We start from the raw sequence: 14,315 nt of genomic DNA, 5'->3' as shown, positions 1-14,315 counted from the left end.
GAGCCATGCGCATCGTCATCGCCGGGGGCCACGGACAGATCGCCCGCCGCCTGGAACGGCTGCTCACCGACCGCGGCGACCGCCCCGCCGGGATCATCCGCCGCCCCGGACAGGCCGACGACCTCGTCGCGGCCGGGGCCGAACCGCTGCTGCTCGACCTGGAGACGGCCGCCGCGGCCGAACTCGCCCCGCTGCTCGACGGCGCCGACGCCGTGGTGTTCGCAGCCGGGGCCGGACCGGGCAGCGGCGCCGCCCGCAAGCTCACCGTCGACCGGGACGCGGCCGTGCTGCTCGCCGACGCCGCCGTGCTGGCGGGCGTGCGCCGCTACCTCCTGGTCTCCTCGATGGGCGCCGACGCCCGGGCCCGGTACCCGTCCGACGAGGTCTTCGAGACCTATCTGCGGGCCAAGGGCGCCGCCGAGGACGCCGTCCGGGCCCGCGGCGCGCTGGACTGGACGGTGCTGCGCCCCGGGCGCCTCACCGACGGCCCGGGCACCGGGCGGGTCCGGCTCGCGGCGAGCGTGCCGCGCGGCTCCGTCGACCGGCAGGACGTCGCCGCCGTGCTCGCCGCCCTGCTGCACGAGCCCGGCACCGCCGGGCAGACCCTGGAGCTGGTCGGCGGCGACGCCACCGTGGCCGAGGCCGTCGCGGCCGCCGGCGGCCACACCTGACCGCGCCCGGCCCTGTCGCGACCCCGTCCGCCCCGCTGCGGACCCGCGGTGACCCCGCGCATGCGCGAGGGCCCGGCCGCACACGGCGGCCGGGCCCTCGCTCACGTCATCGTCAGAGGGCGAGGCCGGTGAGGACCAGGACCTTCTCGACGGTGTAGTCGTCCATCGCGTAGCGGACGCCCTCGCGGCCGACGCCGGAGTCCTTGACGCCGCCGTACGGCATCTGGTCGGCGCGGTAGGACGGCGCGTCGCCGATGATCACACCGCCGACCTCCAGCTCCTGGTGGGCGCGGAAGGCGGTCTGCAGGTCGTGCGTGAACACGCCCGCCTGCAGGCCGAACAGCGAGTCGTTGACGGCGGCGAAGGCCTCGTCCACGCCGTCCACCTTGTGCAGCGACAGGACCGGGCCGAACACCTCGGAGGTGGCCAGGATCGCGTCGGCCGGCAGCTCGGCCAGCACGGTCGGAGCGTAGGTCGCGCCCTCGCGGGTGCCGCCGGTGAGCAGCTTCGCGCCCTTGGCGACCGCGTCGTCCACCCAGGACTCCACCCGCTTGGCGGCGTTCTCGTCGACCAGCGGGCCGACGTCCGTCGCGTCGTCGTTCGGGTCACCGGTGACCTGGGCCCGCACCTTGGCGACGACCTTCTCGGCCAGCGCGTCGTACACCGACGCGTCGGCGATCACCCGCTGCACCGAGATGCAGGACTGGCCGCCCTGGTAGTTGGCGAACATCGCGATCCGGGTGGCCGCCCACTCCAGGTCCGCCTCGGAGGACCAGTCGGCGAGCACCACGGCCGCCGCGTTGCCGCCCAGCTCCAGGGTGGTGTGCTTGCGCGGCACCGAGTCCATGATCTGGTAGCCGACCTTGTCCGAACCGGTGAAGGAGATCACCGGCAGACGCGGGTCCTGCACCAGGGCCGGCATCCGGTCGTTCGGCACCGGCAGGACGCTCCACGAACCGGCCGGCAGCCCGGTCTCGGCGAGGATCTCGCCCAGCACCATGGCCGACAGCGGGGTGGCCGGGGCCGGCTTGAGGATGATCGGGGCGCCGACCGCGATCGCCGGGGCGATCTTGTGGGCGACCAGGTTCAGCGGGAAGTTGAACGGGGCGATGCCCAGCACCACGCCGCGCGGGAAGCGACGCACCACCGCGAAGCGGCCCGTGCCGCCCGGGTCGGTGTCCAGGCGCATGGTCTCGCCGTTGGTCCGGCGGGCCTCCTCGGCCGCCCAGCGGAACACCGAGACGGCGCGGCCGACCTCACCGCGGGCCCACTTGATCGGCTTGCCGTTCTCGGCGGTGATCAGCTGGGCGATCTCCTCGGTGCGCTCGGTCAGCCGCCGGGCCACGTGGTCCAGGGCGGCGGTGCGCACGTGCGCGGGGGTCGCGGCGAACACCGGCAGCGCGGCGACGGCGGCCTCCAGGGCCTCCTCGACCTGCGCCTCGGTGGGGATGCTCACCTTGCCGACCAGGCGGCCGTCCCAGCTGTTGTGCACCTCGAAGTCGGCGTCGCCGCTCGCCCGGCGGCCGGCCAGCCAGAAATCGTACGTGGTGGTCACCGTGGTACCGGCCCTCTCCTCGTCGTCCTCACGACCCCACGGACGTGGAGCCAGAACCGAGGGTAGGACGGGCGGCGCGCCGACCGGATTGGACACCGAGTAGCGTTCGCCCCCACGGCCACTCCACTGCGTCCAGCCCCGCCCGGCCCCACCGCACGACGCTCACTCCTCGCCGGAGCGCAGCGCCAGCCAGAGCTCCATCCGGACGTCGGTGTCGTCCAGCGACCGTCCCAGCAGCTCCTCCACCCGCCGCATCCGGTACCGCAGGGTGTGCCGGTGCACCCCGAGGTCGGCCGCCGCCGCGTCCCACTGCCCGTGCCGCGACAGCCACGCCCGCAGCGAGGCCACCAGATCACCGCGCGCCGTACGGTCGTGCTCCCGCAACGGCCGCAGCAGGCCCTCCGCGAAGGCCGTCACGGCGTCCTCGCCGAGCAGCGGCAACAGCGAGCCCGCGCCGACCTCCTCGTGGTCCACCGAACGACGCCCGCCGCGCAGCGCCACCGCCAGTGCCCGCTCGGCCTGCGCGTGCGCCGTCCCGGCGTCCTCCAGCGCGGCCGGCGCCGACACGCCCAGCGACAGGCCCTCGTGCTCCTCCACCGCGCCCAGGCACGCCCGGTGCACCGCGCCGTTGTCCAGCGCCAGCACCATCAGCCGCGCCCCGTGCGCGCCGTCCTCCCGCGCCACCAGCAGCTTCTCGCCGACCCGCGACCCGGCCTGCTCGGCGCGGTCGCCCAGCTCGCCCAGCGCCTCCCCGGCGTCCGCCCCCTGCGGCGCCCCGGCCACCAGCACCCGGACGGTCCCCTCCGGCAGCCCCCCGAACAGACCCGCCGCCACCTGCCGCGCCGTCGCCACCTCACCGGCCAGCACCATCCGCAGCAGCGCGGCGCCCATCTTCTCCTCGGCCTGCCGCAGCTCCCGCGACCGCTCCAGGGTCAGCGTCAGCAGCGCCACCGCCGCGTTCAGCACGTACCGCTCGGTCGGCGTGATCCGGTCCTCGGTGCCCACCGCCAGGAACCCCCGGGCCCGCCGGTCCGCCCCCAGCGACTGGACCACCACGTAGTCCTCGTCCGCCGTGTCTATCCCCGGCGCGCGGCCCTGCAGCGCCGCGCTCGACGGCGCCGGCCGCCGCCGCAGCCGGTCCACCTCCGCCGCCAGCCGCCCGGCCCGGCGCGCCGCCCAGTCCGGCGCCACCACCGACAGCGCGCCCGACCCGTCGTACAGCGCCGCCCAGCCGCCCAGCCGGGCCGCCAGCCGCCGCACCACCGCCGTCGTGCCGTCCTTGCCCAGCGCGGCCCGGGTCAGCTCCTCCTGCGCCTCGAAGCTGGTCGTCACCGCCTCGTACTGCTCGGCGGCCAGCGCCGCCGACACCACCTTGCTGATCGCGATGAACGGCGTCGGCTCCGGCACCCGCAGCAGCGGCAGCCCGCGCTGCGCCGCGGCGTCCACCAGCGGCTGCGGCACCTCGGTGTGCGACAGGCCCACCCCCAGCCCGAGCCCGACCACCCCCGCGTCGGCCAGCCGGTGCACGTACGCCTGCAACCGGGCGGCGGTACGGCCGAGCTTGATCCCGGTGGTGAGCAGCAGCTCACCACCCTCCAGGAACGGCGTCGGGTCGTCCAGCTCGCTGGTGTGCACCCAGCGGACCGGCCGCTCCAGGTGGTCCGCACCGGCGAGGACCGTCAGATGGAGCGAGGTGTTGCGGACGACGGAGGCAAGTGTGGGGGGCATGGCACCTTCGAGGGAACGACCCGACCGCGCCGTTGCGGCCGGGCGAGAGAGGGCTGGGGGTCCTGGGGGGAATCCCACCTCTCATTATGGACGCCCCGGACAACCCGCACTGCTGAATCCACCTCGAAGGCGAGCTTTAACGGCGAGTTCCGCCCGAGGCCCTCAACCCCGCAGGTCCACCAGCAGCGGCGGCACCTGCTCCCCCGACACCGCCGTCAGCGACAGCACCGCATGCCCGGCCGGCAGCGCGTGCGCCAGGTCCGAGGGGGACCACCGCAGCCGCTCCACCTCCCGCGTGGTCACCGACTCCGTCTGCGCGGTCGTCCCCGACAGCGCCTTGCGGCCCAGCCGCCCGGCCCGCCGCACGATCCCGCCCGAGGTGTCCGGCGCCAGCGTCACCGCCGTCTCCCGCACCAGGTGCGTGCCCCAGGCCTCCGAGAACAGCCGGCCGTCCCACGGCGCGATGCCCGGGAACGCCGCCCGGCAGCCCACCGCGCCGAACAGCGGCGCCCGCAGCGCCTCCGGCAGGTCCACCAGCGTACGCAGCAGCAGCACCACCCCGGCGTTCGCCCCGCGCAGCCGCTGCAGCCCGCGCACGATCCCGGCGTCCAGGGCCGCCGAGGCGTCGTCCACCACCAGCCCGGCGAACAGCGACCGGTCCCCCCGGGCCCCCGCGGCCTGCACGAACTGGCCCACCAGCAGCCGCGACAGCATCCGCGCCGCCTCCGGGTGACTACGCTCGGGCAGCTTCACCCGCACCCGCAGCGGGTGGTCCAGCACCCGCATCGCGAACGGCGGCCGGCCCGTGCCGTCGGTCGCGAACACCCCCTCGAAGGCCGGCCGGTCCAGCAGCGCCAGCCGGTCCGCCAGCAGCGCCCCCGGATCGTCCGCCCGGCCGCGCTGGCGCTCCCGGTGCTCCAGGTCCCGCTCGTACGAGCCCAGCCGGCCCGCCGCGCGCAACCCCTTCACCAGCGACTCCAGCGCCTCCGGCTCCCCGGCGAGCAGCACCCGCAGCTCGCGCACCCCCGGGTAGCGGCCGAACGCGGCGTGGAACGGGCCCACCATCTGCTGCAGCGCCGTGCGCGCCGTCTCGGCGCGCGCCGTCAGCTCGTCCGGCAGCAGCGCCTCCGCCAGCCGGGCCGCCGCCTCGTCCGGGTCCTGCGCCGCGCCGTACAGGTCCAGCCCGTAGCGGGACCCGGCGTGCCCCGGGGCGATCACCACGTCGTACCAGTCGTCCGGCCCCAGATCCGCCTCCGCCGACCCGATCACCACCGCGCACGCCGTCCCGGCCAGCGCCTGCAGGCAGAGCGCCTCCGCCACCGGACGGGCCAGCCGCGCCGTCTTCCCCGTCCCGGCCGGGCCCACCGCCAGCAGCGAGGTGCCCAGCACCGCCGGGTCCAGCGCGAAGCCCGCCGCCCGGTGGGTCAACGGGTTCTTCGGCACGTCCTGCGCGGTACCGAGCCGCACCTGAGCCAGCAGCAGGTCGTGCCGCTCCGCCCGCCCCGGCAGCTCGCGCGCCTCCGACGGGTGCGCGAACGCGGCCGCGCCGCGCAGCGACACCTGCTCGGCGAAGGCCGGCAGGAAGGCCCGGTCCGCCTGGGCCGACTCCCACGCCCGCTGGATCCGCACGTAGTCGACGTCCCCGACCGCCTCGCCGTCCAGCCGCCCGGCCGCGACCGCCGCCCCGCCCTGCCGCAGCACCGCCCACGGATCCCGCTGCCGCACCGCCTCCGCCCGCTCCTCCACGGACGCGGGCTCCTCCTCCGTCACCGTCCGCGACAGCAGCGGCACCGCATACCGCCGCCACACCTCCACCCACCGGCCCATCCGCCCGAAGACCTTGATGACGATGCCCGCGACCAGCACGTTGAGTGTGAGGACGACCGAGACCGCGACGAATGCCGAACGGGTCGGCAGGACGCCGATGAGCGTCGTCCCGTACTTGGCGAACTCGACCCCGTAGACGTACGCCAGCCACCCCACCACCGCGTTCAGGCCCGCGCGCAGCAGGAGGGGCCAGGTAGGCACCTTGGCCGCCTCCGCCCGGTCGGGGTCGAGCTGCCGGTACCCCTCGCGGAAAACCCCGGGGGCGGCCTCCGGCCGCGGGGCGGCGACCCAGGCGGCGAGGTCGAAGGCCGCGCCGGCCGGGGAGCGTGGGTGGGGCATCGCGGTGGGCGGTGGGCTGTGGGGGGTGGCGGTGGTCCGCTCGCTGTGGCTCCGTGCCCCGTCCAGTCCCATGTACGGCCCCGCTCCCTCGCCCGACGGCCCGACCACCGTCGGTGCCGCCCATACCCATGCCGCCGCCCCGGCGACACGCCCGCGCTCAATGTAGTGGAGCGAAGGCGGCCGGTCGTGGCGTCGGCCGCGCTGGCCGCCCCGGACAAGTCGGACGGCCCAGTGCTACCGAGTGGCGCATGCCCGCCCGGAGAGCGCCCCCGTAGCCTGCGAACTACCGAGCCGAGAAGTCTGGAGAAACCCATGAGCGCCGCAACGCCGCTCCCGCAGGAGCGCCGCCTGGTCACCGCGATCCCCGGTCCGAAGTCGCAGGAGCTGCACGCCCGCAAGCTGGGTGCGGTGGCGGCCGGCGTCGGCACCACCCTGCCGGTGTACGTGTCCCGTGCCAACGGCGGTGTGCTGGAGGACGTGGACGGCAACTCGCTGATCGACTTCGGCTCCGGCATCGCCGTGACCAACGTCGGCAACAGCGCCGAGGCCGTGGTGGCGAAGACGACCGAGCAGCTGGCCGCCTTCACCCACACCTGCTTCATGGTGACCCCGTACGAGGGCTACGTCGCCGTGGCCGAGCAGCTCAACGAGCTGACCCCGGGCGACCACGAGAAGCGCACCGCGCTGTTCAACTCGGGCTCCGAGGCCGTCGAGAACGCGGTGAAGATCGCTCGCGCCTACACCAAGCGCCAGGCCGTCGTGGTGTTCGACCACGGCTACCACGGCCGTACGAACCTCACCCTGGCGCTGACGGCGAAGAACATGCCGTACAAGCAGGGCTTCGGTCCGTTCGCCCCCGAGGTCTACCGGGTGCCGGTCGCCTACCCCTACCGCTGGCTGACCGGTGCGGAGAACTGCGCCGCCGAGGCCGCCGCCCAGGCGATCGACACCATCAACAAGCAGATCGGCGCCGAGAACGTCGCCGCGATCATCATCGAGCCGATCCAGGGCGAGGGCGGCTTCATCGAGCCGGCCAAGGGCTTCCTGCCGGCGATCGTGGAGTTCGCGAAGGCGAACGGGATCGTGTTCGTCGCGGACGAGATCCAGACCGGCTTCTGCCGCACCGGCCAGTGGTTCGCTTGCGAGGACGAGGGCATCGTCCCGGACCTGATCACCACCGCCAAGGGCATCGCCGGCGGTCTGCCGCTGTCCGCGCTGACCGGCCGCGCCGAGATCATGGACGCCGCGCAGACCGGCGGCCTGGGCGGCACCTACGGTGGCAACCCGGTGGCCTGCGCCGCCGCGCTGGGCGCCATCGAGACCATGAAGGAGCAGGACCTCGTCGGCAAGGCGCAGCGGATCGGCGAGATCATGCTGGGCCGTCTGCGGGCGATGCAGGAGAAGTACGAGATCATCGGTGAGGTCCGCGGCCGCGGCGCGATGATCGCCGTCGAGCTGGTGAAGCCGGGCGGCAAGGAGCCGAACACCGAGGCCACCGCGGCCATCGCCAAGGCCTGCCACGCCGAGGGCCTGGTCGTGCTGACCGCCGGCACCTACGGCAACGTGCTGCGCTTCCTGCCGCCGCTGGTGATGCCGGAGCACCTGCTGAACGAGGGCCTGGACATCCTCGAGGGCGCGTTCGCCGCCCTCTGAGCCGGCCCGCGGCCGCGGTAGCGACCGGCGCCGCACCGAAGACCCGCCGGAGGGATGTCCGGACAGCGCTGAACGGCCCGTGGGGACCTCGTCCTCACGGGCCGTTCGGTTCGAACCCGGCGTGACGCCACCGGCGCGGACGGTGAAGATGGTGTGCGGAATCGCTGAAGCTCCACTACCCCGTACGGACCTTGACGTAGTGTCATCACAGATGGACAGCGAGCCCCAGCCATGGGCGGATCCGTCCGCGGCACCGTCCTCCGGGACGGCTCCGCGCGTGGGCCGCGAGGACAACCAGGCCGTCCCGCCAGGGGCGGCACACACCGAAAGCCGATCGACCGGCCGTCCGACCCACACCCCCCGGGGCGCACGGAACGGCGATCATCAGGGCCGCCCCGGAGCTCTCCCCCCTGCTCCGGGGCGGCTGCCTCGCGTTCTCGCCCATCCGGCGGTGCCGGTGGTCCTCGGGGTGGTCCTGGTGCTGGTGTCCTGGCAGGTCGCGGTGGACGGGCCGCTGCTGGGCCTGGACCGCTGGACCCGGCACACCGTCCGGGACGTGCGGCACACCCTGCACAGCACCCTGCTCAACCACCTCGGCAAGGCGTTCTCCGACCTGGGCGGGGGCTCGGTGGCGGTGCCGGTGCTGCTCCTCGGCGGGGCGGTGGCGGCCTGGCGGGAGTGGCGGGCGGGCTTCGCGCGCTGGTGGCTGCCGGTCCCGGTGGCGGTGCTGACGGCCGGGCTGATCCCGCTGCTGGTGGTGCCGGCGAAGGCGTGGTTCGCGCGGCCCGGCCCGTTCGGGCTGCCGCTGGCGGCGGACCAGTGGGGCTGGTACCCGTCCGGCCACACCGTGACCGCCACCCTCGGGTTCGGGGTGGCGGCGCTGCTGCTGGCCCGGGCGGCCGGCCCCCGGGCGCGCCGGGGGCTCGGCGCCGGCGCGGCGCTGCTGGCGGCGGGTGTCGGACTCGGGCTGGTGTGGAGCGACTACCACTGGCTGCTGGACGTGGTGGCCGGCTGGTGCCTGGGCGGTCTGGTCATGTGGGCCCTCGCCCGGTGGCCGTTCACCGGCCGCCCGGGCAAGGATCCGGGGGACAGGTCCTAACCCTCGGCCGGGGCCTCGTCGTTGCGGTGGACGAGGCCGGGCTCGCCGTTGTCACGCCGCCACTCGACGACCAGTTCGTCGCGGGCGCCGAAGCGGACCAGGTGGCGGCCGACGACGTCCTCCAGGCCGGGCAGGTTCTCGCGCTCGCCCTCGACCGTGAGCAGCAGGGCGTCGGGGGCGGCCTCCAGGGTGGCGGTGCCGGCGCCGAAGACGAGGGTGCCGCGGCCGGTCTCCTCGGACCAGTCGGCCTGGATCTTGCGGCCCATGTGGGCGGCGAGCTGCTTGGCGTAGCGGGCGGAACGGTCGGTGGCGACGCGGGCTTCGGAGCGGGGCACGGGCCCTCCAGGGTCGGGGGAGGGAACTTAGGGTGCCCTCACTCACGACCTACGCTAACGCAGATGCTGAGCCTTGCTCAACATTTTTCCGAGCGCCTGCGGACCGGCCGATACCCTTGGTCGAACGCCTGCCGAGGAGAGCCGCCCATGACCACCACGCCGACCGACGACGGCGCGAGCTCCTCCCCCGCCGCGGACCCGGCGGCCGCCCCGGACAGCACCGCCGCCCCGGGCAGCACCACGGCCCCGGACACCGCGGCCGAGCTGGCCGACGCGATGACCCGGGCGATCAAGCGGATCCGCCGCCGCACCAGCGAGCGGCTGGAGCCCTACGGCATCACCCCCGGCCAGGGCCGCGCCCTGCGGGCCCTCGCGCACGCCCCCGGCTGCGAGCTCCCCGACCGCGCGATGCGGCTGAGCGACCTGGCCGACCGGCTGCACATCGCCCCGCGCTCGGCCACCACGGTGGTCGACGCCCTGGAGGAGGCCGGCCTGGTCGAACGGGCCCCGGACCCGGCCGACCGCCGCGCTGTGCGGATCCTGCTGACGGCGGCCGGCCGGTCGGCGGTGGAGCGGATCGGCCAGGTCCGGCACGAGGTGGCCCAGGAGTACTTCGGCCCGGTCAGCCCCGCCGAGCAGGAGGCGCTGCTGCAGGCGTTGCGGACCGCCGAGTCCGGGTACGCGGCGACAAGCGCGCCCACCGCCACGCCGCGCCGGACAGCGTCCCCGGGCGCAGCGCCGTGATCCCGATGCCGACGACCACCAGCACCGCGGCGCCGACGGCGAGCGGGCCGACGGACTCGCCGAGCAGCAGCCACGCCGAGGACATCCCGAACACCGGCACCAGCAGCGAGTAGGGCGCGACGGCGGTGGCGTCGTAGCTCCGCAGCAGGTAGCTCCAGGCGACGAAGCCGAACAGGGTGGAGACCAGCCCGACGTAGCCGATCGCGCCGAGTCCGGCGAGGCCGATCCCGCGCAGCGCCCGCAGGTCGGCGTCCGGGCCCTCGACCAGCAGCGAGAGGCCGAGCAGCGGCAGCGGCGGGACGGCGCTGACCCAGACCATCCAGCGCAGCGCGTCCGGCGGGGCGGCCTTGCGGGTCAGCACGTTGGACAGGCCCCAGGCCGCGGCGGCGAGCACCAGCAGGGCGAAGGCGCCGAGCGGCCCGTCGAGGCCGCGGTCGACGGCGCTCAGGCCGATCCCGGCGAAGGCGACGGCCAGGCCGAGCAGCCGCTGCCCGCCGGGCCGCTCGCCCAGCAGGACTCCGGCGAACAGCGCGGTGAAGACGGCCTGCCCCTGGAGCACCAGGGAGGAGAGGCCGGCCGGCATCCCGGCGTGCATGCCGAGGAAGAGCAGGCCGAACTTGACCACCCCGAGCACCACGCCGACCGCGAGCACCCACCGCCAGGCGACCTTGGGCGGGCCGACCAGGAAGACCGCCGGGACCGCGACCACCGCGAACCGCAGGGCGCAGAAGAGCAGCGGGGGGAAGTTCTCCAGGCCGACGTGGATGAGGACGAAGTTGAGCCCCCAGACGGCGGCCACCAGGACGGCCAGGGCGATGTGACGCGGACTCATGCCGCCTCCCGGGGCGGCCTGCGGGGGTGTGCTCATGGGACGAGGATGGCCGCCGCCCACCGTGTAGCACCAGCGATGAATACTGAAGGCCACGCTTTAGCATGGCTTCATGATGGATCTGGCGCGCCTGCGGGCGCTGCACGCGGTGGCGGTGCACGGCTCGGTCGGCGGGGCGGCCGCCGCCCTCGGCTTCACGCCCTCCGCCGTCTCCCAGCAGATCGCCAAGCTGGAGCGGGAGACCAGGACGGTGCTGCTGGAGCGCCAGGGCCGCGGGGTGGTGCTGACCGACGCGGCGCGCGAACTGGCCGCCACCGCGCAGGCGGTGCTGGGACTGGTGGAGCGGGCCGAGGTACGGCTGGAGGAGCAGCGCGGCCAGGCGGTCGGACGGCTGCTGGTGGCCGCCTTCGCGACCGCCGCGCGCGGGCTGCTGCCGGGCGTGCTGACCGACCTGCGCGAACGCTGCCCTGACCTGGACGTGCGGCTGCTGGAGAGCGACCCGTACCCGGCGGCCGAACTGGTGGCGCGCGGGGAGGTCGACCTGGCGCTCGTCCAGGACTGGCCGACGGTCCCGCTGCCGCTCCAGGAAGGCCTGTCCCGGATGGAGCTCGGTGCGGACCCGGTGGACCTGCTGGTGCCCGCCGGCCACCCGCTGGCCGGGCTCGCGGTGGTGCCGGTGGAGCGGCTGCCGGGGCAGCGGTGGACCAGTGTGCCGTCGGGCAACATCTGCCACGACTGGCTGGTCCGGACGCTGCGCGAGGCCGGCGAGGAGCCGGACGTGCACTACCAGGTCGGCGAGTTCGAGACGCAGATCGCGCTGATCGCGGCGGGGCTGGGCGTCGGGCTGGTGCCGCGGCTGGGGCGGGCCGCGCTGCCGCCGGGGGTGGTCGCCCGCCCGGTGGTGCCCGAGCCGGCCCGGCGGGTGTTCGCGCTCTGGCGCTCCCAGGCCTCGCGACGCCCGGCGATCACCGAGGCGCTGGCCGCGATGCGGGCCCGGTGGGACGCCCTGGACAACTGACGTCCTGGCCGGCGGACGGCCGGCACCGCGTCAGCCGGCGAGGCCGATCACCAGCCACATGAAGCCCACCCCGCCGAGGGTGCAGAGCAGTGTGGTCCGCGAGGGGTGCGGACTGTGCGCCTCGGGCAGGATGTCGGAGGTCGCCAGGTAGAGCAGGAACCCGGCGAAGAAGCCCAGGTAGAGGCCGAGCAGGTGCTCGGGGATGGTGAACAGCAGGGTGATCGCGGCACCGGTGACCGGCGCCAGCGCGTCCGCCGCGAGCAGGGTCAGCGCCCGCCGCCTGTTGTTCCCGTAGAGCCGGGTGATCGTGTAGGTGTTGAAGCCGTCGGCGAAGTCGTGCGCGACCACGGCGACCGCCACCACCGTCCCGACCGTCGTCCCGGCCTGGAAGGCCGCGCCGATCGCGAAGCCGTCCATGACGCTGTGCCCGACCAGGGCGAAGGCCGCGGTCAGGCCGATGCCCTGGCGCCCGTCGCCGCCGGCCCGGGCGCGACCGTGGGCATGCCCGTGGGCGTGGCCGTCGACCTGCGCGGGCCGCTGGCCGTGAGTGTGCTCGGCGTACTCCCCCTCGTGGCCCCGGTGGATGGCCACCGCCCGCTCGACGATGTGGATGGCCAGGAAGCCGGCCGCGAACATCAGCAGCGCCTGCGGCACCCCGTGGATCTCCTCGGGTGCCTGGTGCAGCGCCTCCGGGAGAAGGTCGAAGGCGACCACTCCGAGCATCAGCCCGGCGGCGAAGCCGAGCACCAGGTGGCGGCGGTCGCCGGTGCGCTGCGCGACCCAGCCGCCGATCAGCGTCATCAGGAAGGCCCCTGCGGCGACCAGGACCGCGGTCACCGCGCCTCCGCCCTGACGGGCCGTCCGTCCACTCGTCTCCCCCGTGTTCCGCCGTCCCCGGGCCTGCCGCCGACCGTGGCCGGACGGCCGTGTCCCCCAGCGTCGTGCAGCCCGCGCGGCGGCGCCCGCCGGACGGTCCGTCGGGGTGAGCCAGCCGCACACCGACCGACCCGCGCCGACCGGCGGCCGGCTCAGCGCCCGGCGGCGAGCGGCAGGCCGAGGTGGGTGCGCGCCAGCTCGCGCACGCCGTCCCCGTCCACCAGGTGGATGTGGCGGTGCCCGTCCTCGCCGGTGAGGTCGAGCGCCCCGTCGGTGAAGTGGCCGGTGGTCAGCCGCAGGCCGCGCTCGGCCGACTCCTCGCGGACCGCGTCCGCCAGCGTGCGGATCTCCTCCTCCCCCACCGGCCCGGCGGTCCGCGAGGCCCAGACCACCCAGCGGCCGGGCAGCGCGCTGCCGGTCGGTCCCTCGCCGGTGGCGACCAGCCCGGCCGGGCCGCGCAGCCGCACGCTCCACTGGCCGAGCCCGCCCCGGGTGAGCAGTTCCCGGACCAGCTGGGCGAACTCGTTCGCCGACAGGTCGGGCGCGGCGGGGACGGTGGCCGCCGCCTGCGCGGCCGGCTCCACGCCCACCCACCCGTACGGGTCGGGGCTGACGGCGGCGCCGAGCTGGCGCAGCCGGACCAGGGCCTCGTCCTGCTCGGCGTCGGCGTAGACGCCCTCGCCGTCGGGCTCCTCCTCGGGGTCGGCGGGCGGCAGCAGCCTGGTGCGGGCCAGCGCGTCGCGGTCCGCGTCCACGCTCACCAGGCAGAGCGGCTCGGCCGCGCCGGGCTCGCGCAGCCAGCCGTTGAGGACGACCCCGGCGAGGATCTCGTCGGTGTCGACGGCGTCGGCGGCCTGCAGGGCGCGCAGGGCGAGCCGGGCGACCAGCCGCAGGTAGTCGGCGGCCCGGTCCGCCGGCGGGCGCGGCACCGGGAGTGCCTCGCCGTCCGGGCCGAGCCGGTAGCCGGTCAGCGAGGGCACCACGTCGAGGGCCGGCAGGTCCAGGTCGAGCACGGCGGTGCGGGTCAGCGGCCGGTAGACGGCGCGGCAGGGCGCCGGCAGGTCCTGGGTGTGGGTCTCGGCGGCGGCGAGGGCGCGCTCCAGCAGCGACTCGACGGCGGCCGGCTCGGCCTCTCGGTAGGCACGGCGGCACTCCTCCAGGGACTCGTTGTACTCGCGCACCGCCCGCGCCCGGGCCTGTTCGGCCTCGTCGTGGGCGCGCCGGTACTCGTCGACGACCGGGTCTCCGGCCTCGGTCTGCCGGGTGCGCCACTCGCGCAGGGCGCGCTGGTGGTCGAGCCGGGCCTGCGCCAGCCCGCGCTGGTAGCCGGAGTCGAGCAGTCGGCGGGACGGGGCCTCGTCGGGGTCGGCGGCGGGCGGCTCGGCGGGCGCGAAGTCCTCCCAGCGCGGCTCCGGGTCCTCACCGGCCTCCGCGGCCGGACCGTCGGCCGCGTAGGGGCGCGGCTCGTAGCGGCGCAGCTGGCTCTCGAAGTCCATGGCCGAAACGGGCAGCGCGGCCCGCCGGAGCAGGTCGGTCAGCCGCTCCTGCTCGGCCTGGACGGTGAGCGTGCGGTGGTGGGTGAGCGCGGCGGCCCGGGCGTGGGGGGGGGGGGCCCCCGGGCCCGGGGGGGGGGGGGGGGGG

11 protein-coding genes and 1 pseudogene are annotated in these 14,315 nt (G+C 75.7%); 5 read left to right on the top strand and 7 right to left on the bottom strand.

What is annotated here, in order from left to right:
* The first annotated feature begins 5 nt into the window (after positions 1-5).
* Positions 6-671: an NAD(P)H-binding protein gene (locus ACFVUH_RS33140; RefSeq protein WP_387917183.1), complete on the top strand. Its 666-nt coding sequence runs from the start codon at positions 6-8 to the stop codon at positions 669-671.
* Positions 672-783: 112 nt separating this feature from the next.
* Here the strand turns inward: ACFVUH_RS33140 and ACFVUH_RS33135 are convergent, their stop codons facing one another.
* The 3 genes from ACFVUH_RS33135 to ACFVUH_RS33125 all read right to left on the bottom strand — a co-directional run bounded on the left by ACFVUH_RS33135 (position 784) and on the right by ACFVUH_RS33125 (position 6,192).
* Complete coding sequence (locus tag ACFVUH_RS33135; protein WP_387917182.1) at positions 784-2,226, bottom strand: aldehyde dehydrogenase family protein; 1,443 nt, start codon at positions 2,224-2,226, stop codon at positions 784-786.
* Between the two features lie 162 nt (positions 2,227-2,388).
* On the bottom strand, positions 2,389-3,954 hold the full coding sequence (locus ACFVUH_RS33130; protein WP_387917181.1) for a PucR family transcriptional regulator: 1,566 nt from the start codon (positions 3,952-3,954) through the stop codon (positions 2,389-2,391).
* A gap of 162 nt (positions 3,955-4,116) precedes the next feature.
* Entirely contained in the window at positions 4,117-6,192 is a 2,076-nt protein-coding gene (locus tag ACFVUH_RS33125) for an ATP-binding protein (protein ID WP_387917180.1), read from the bottom strand.
* Between the two features lie 240 nt (positions 6,193-6,432).
* Here ACFVUH_RS33125 and gabT point away from each other — a divergent pair, with 240 nt between their 5' ends.
* Both gabT and ACFVUH_RS33115 read left to right on the top strand, forming a co-directional pair.
* Positions 6,433-7,773 (top strand): 4-aminobutyrate--2-oxoglutarate transaminase, encoded by a 1,341-nt coding sequence (gene gabT / locus ACFVUH_RS33120; protein ID WP_355372169.1) that lies wholly within the window; start codon positions 6,433-6,435, stop codon positions 7,771-7,773.
* A gap of 451 nt (positions 7,774-8,224) precedes the next feature.
* Positions 8,225-8,872 carry a phosphatase PAP2 family protein gene (locus ACFVUH_RS33115; RefSeq protein WP_387917179.1) on the top strand — a complete coding sequence of 216 codons (648 nt, stop codon included), beginning with the start codon at positions 8,225-8,227 and terminating at the stop codon, positions 8,870-8,872.
* On the opposite strand, the gene ACFVUH_RS33110 is transcribed toward ACFVUH_RS33115, so the two are convergent.
* On the bottom strand, positions 8,869-9,207 hold the full coding sequence (locus tag ACFVUH_RS33110; protein WP_355372174.1) for a DUF2218 domain-containing protein: 339 nt from the start codon (positions 9,205-9,207) through the stop codon (positions 8,869-8,871). The genes ACFVUH_RS33115 and ACFVUH_RS33110 overlap by 4 nt on opposite strands.
* Positions 9,208-9,270: 63 nt before the next feature.
* On the opposite strand from ACFVUH_RS33110, the pseudogene ACFVUH_RS33105 reads away from it, so the two are divergent.
* A pseudogene (locus ACFVUH_RS33105) lies at positions 9,271-9,705 on the top strand (MarR family winged helix-turn-helix transcriptional regulator); the annotation flags it as partial.
* A 124-nt stretch (positions 9,706-9,829) separates the two neighbouring features.
* Here the strand turns inward: ACFVUH_RS33105 and ACFVUH_RS33100 are convergent.
* A complete protein-coding gene (locus ACFVUH_RS33100) occupies positions 9,830-10,783 on the bottom strand; it encodes an EamA family transporter (RefSeq protein ID WP_387917214.1) in 954 nt (317 codons plus the stop codon).
* Between the two features lie 109 nt (positions 10,784-10,892).
* On the opposite strand from ACFVUH_RS33100, the gene ACFVUH_RS33095 reads away from it, so the two are divergent.
* Entirely contained in the window at positions 10,893-11,798 is a 906-nt protein-coding gene (locus ACFVUH_RS33095; RefSeq protein WP_387917177.1) for a LysR family transcriptional regulator, read from the top strand.
* Positions 11,799-11,828: 30 nt separating this feature from the next.
* On the opposite strand, the gene ACFVUH_RS33090 is transcribed toward ACFVUH_RS33095, so the two are convergent.
* Positions 11,829-12,599, bottom strand: coding sequence for a ZIP family metal transporter (locus tag ACFVUH_RS33090; protein ID WP_387917212.1), 771 nt, complete (start codon positions 12,597-12,599; stop codon positions 11,829-11,831).
* 227 nt (positions 12,600-12,826) lie between these two features.
* Positions 12,827-14,170, bottom strand: coding sequence for a restriction endonuclease (locus tag ACFVUH_RS33085; RefSeq protein WP_387917176.1), 1,344 nt, complete (start codon positions 14,168-14,170; stop codon positions 12,827-12,829).
* Positions 14,171-14,315: the final 145 nt, after the last annotated feature.

Origin of the sequence: Kitasatospora sp. NPDC058032 (assembly GCF_042885845.1) — a bacterium.
GTDB lineage: Bacteria > Actinomycetota > Actinomycetes > Streptomycetales > Streptomycetaceae > Kitasatospora.
This window is presented reverse-complemented; position numbering and strand designations above follow the sequence as displayed.

Coding starts and splice junctions, on each gene's coding strand:
- ACFVUH_RS33085 (WP_387917176.1), bottom strand. CDS start 14,170: ATGGACTTCGAGAGCCAGCTGCGCCGCTACGAGCCGCGCCCCTACGCG.
- ACFVUH_RS33090 (WP_387917212.1), bottom strand. CDS start 12,599: ATGACGCTGATCGGCGGCTGGGTCGCGCAGCGCACCGGCGACCGCCGC.
- ACFVUH_RS33095 (WP_387917177.1), top strand. CDS start 10,893: ATGATGGATCTGGCGCGCCTGCGGGCGCTGCACGCGGTGGCGGTGCAC.
- gabT (WP_355372169.1), top strand. CDS start 6,433: ATGAGCGCCGCAACGCCGCTCCCGCAGGAGCGCCGCCTGGTCACCGCG.
- ACFVUH_RS33100 (WP_387917214.1), bottom strand. CDS start 10,783: ATGAGTCCGCGTCACATCGCCCTGGCCGTCCTGGTGGCCGCCGTCTGG.
- ACFVUH_RS33130 (WP_387917181.1), bottom strand. CDS start 3,954: ATGCCCCCCACACTTGCCTCCGTCGTCCGCAACACCTCGCTCCATCTG.
- ACFVUH_RS33140 (WP_387917183.1), top strand. CDS start 6: ATGCGCATCGTCATCGCCGGGGGCCACGGACAGATCGCCCGCCGCCTG.
- ACFVUH_RS33125 (WP_387917180.1), bottom strand. CDS start 6,192: ATGGGACTGGACGGGGCACGGAGCCACAGCGAGCGGACCACCGCCACC.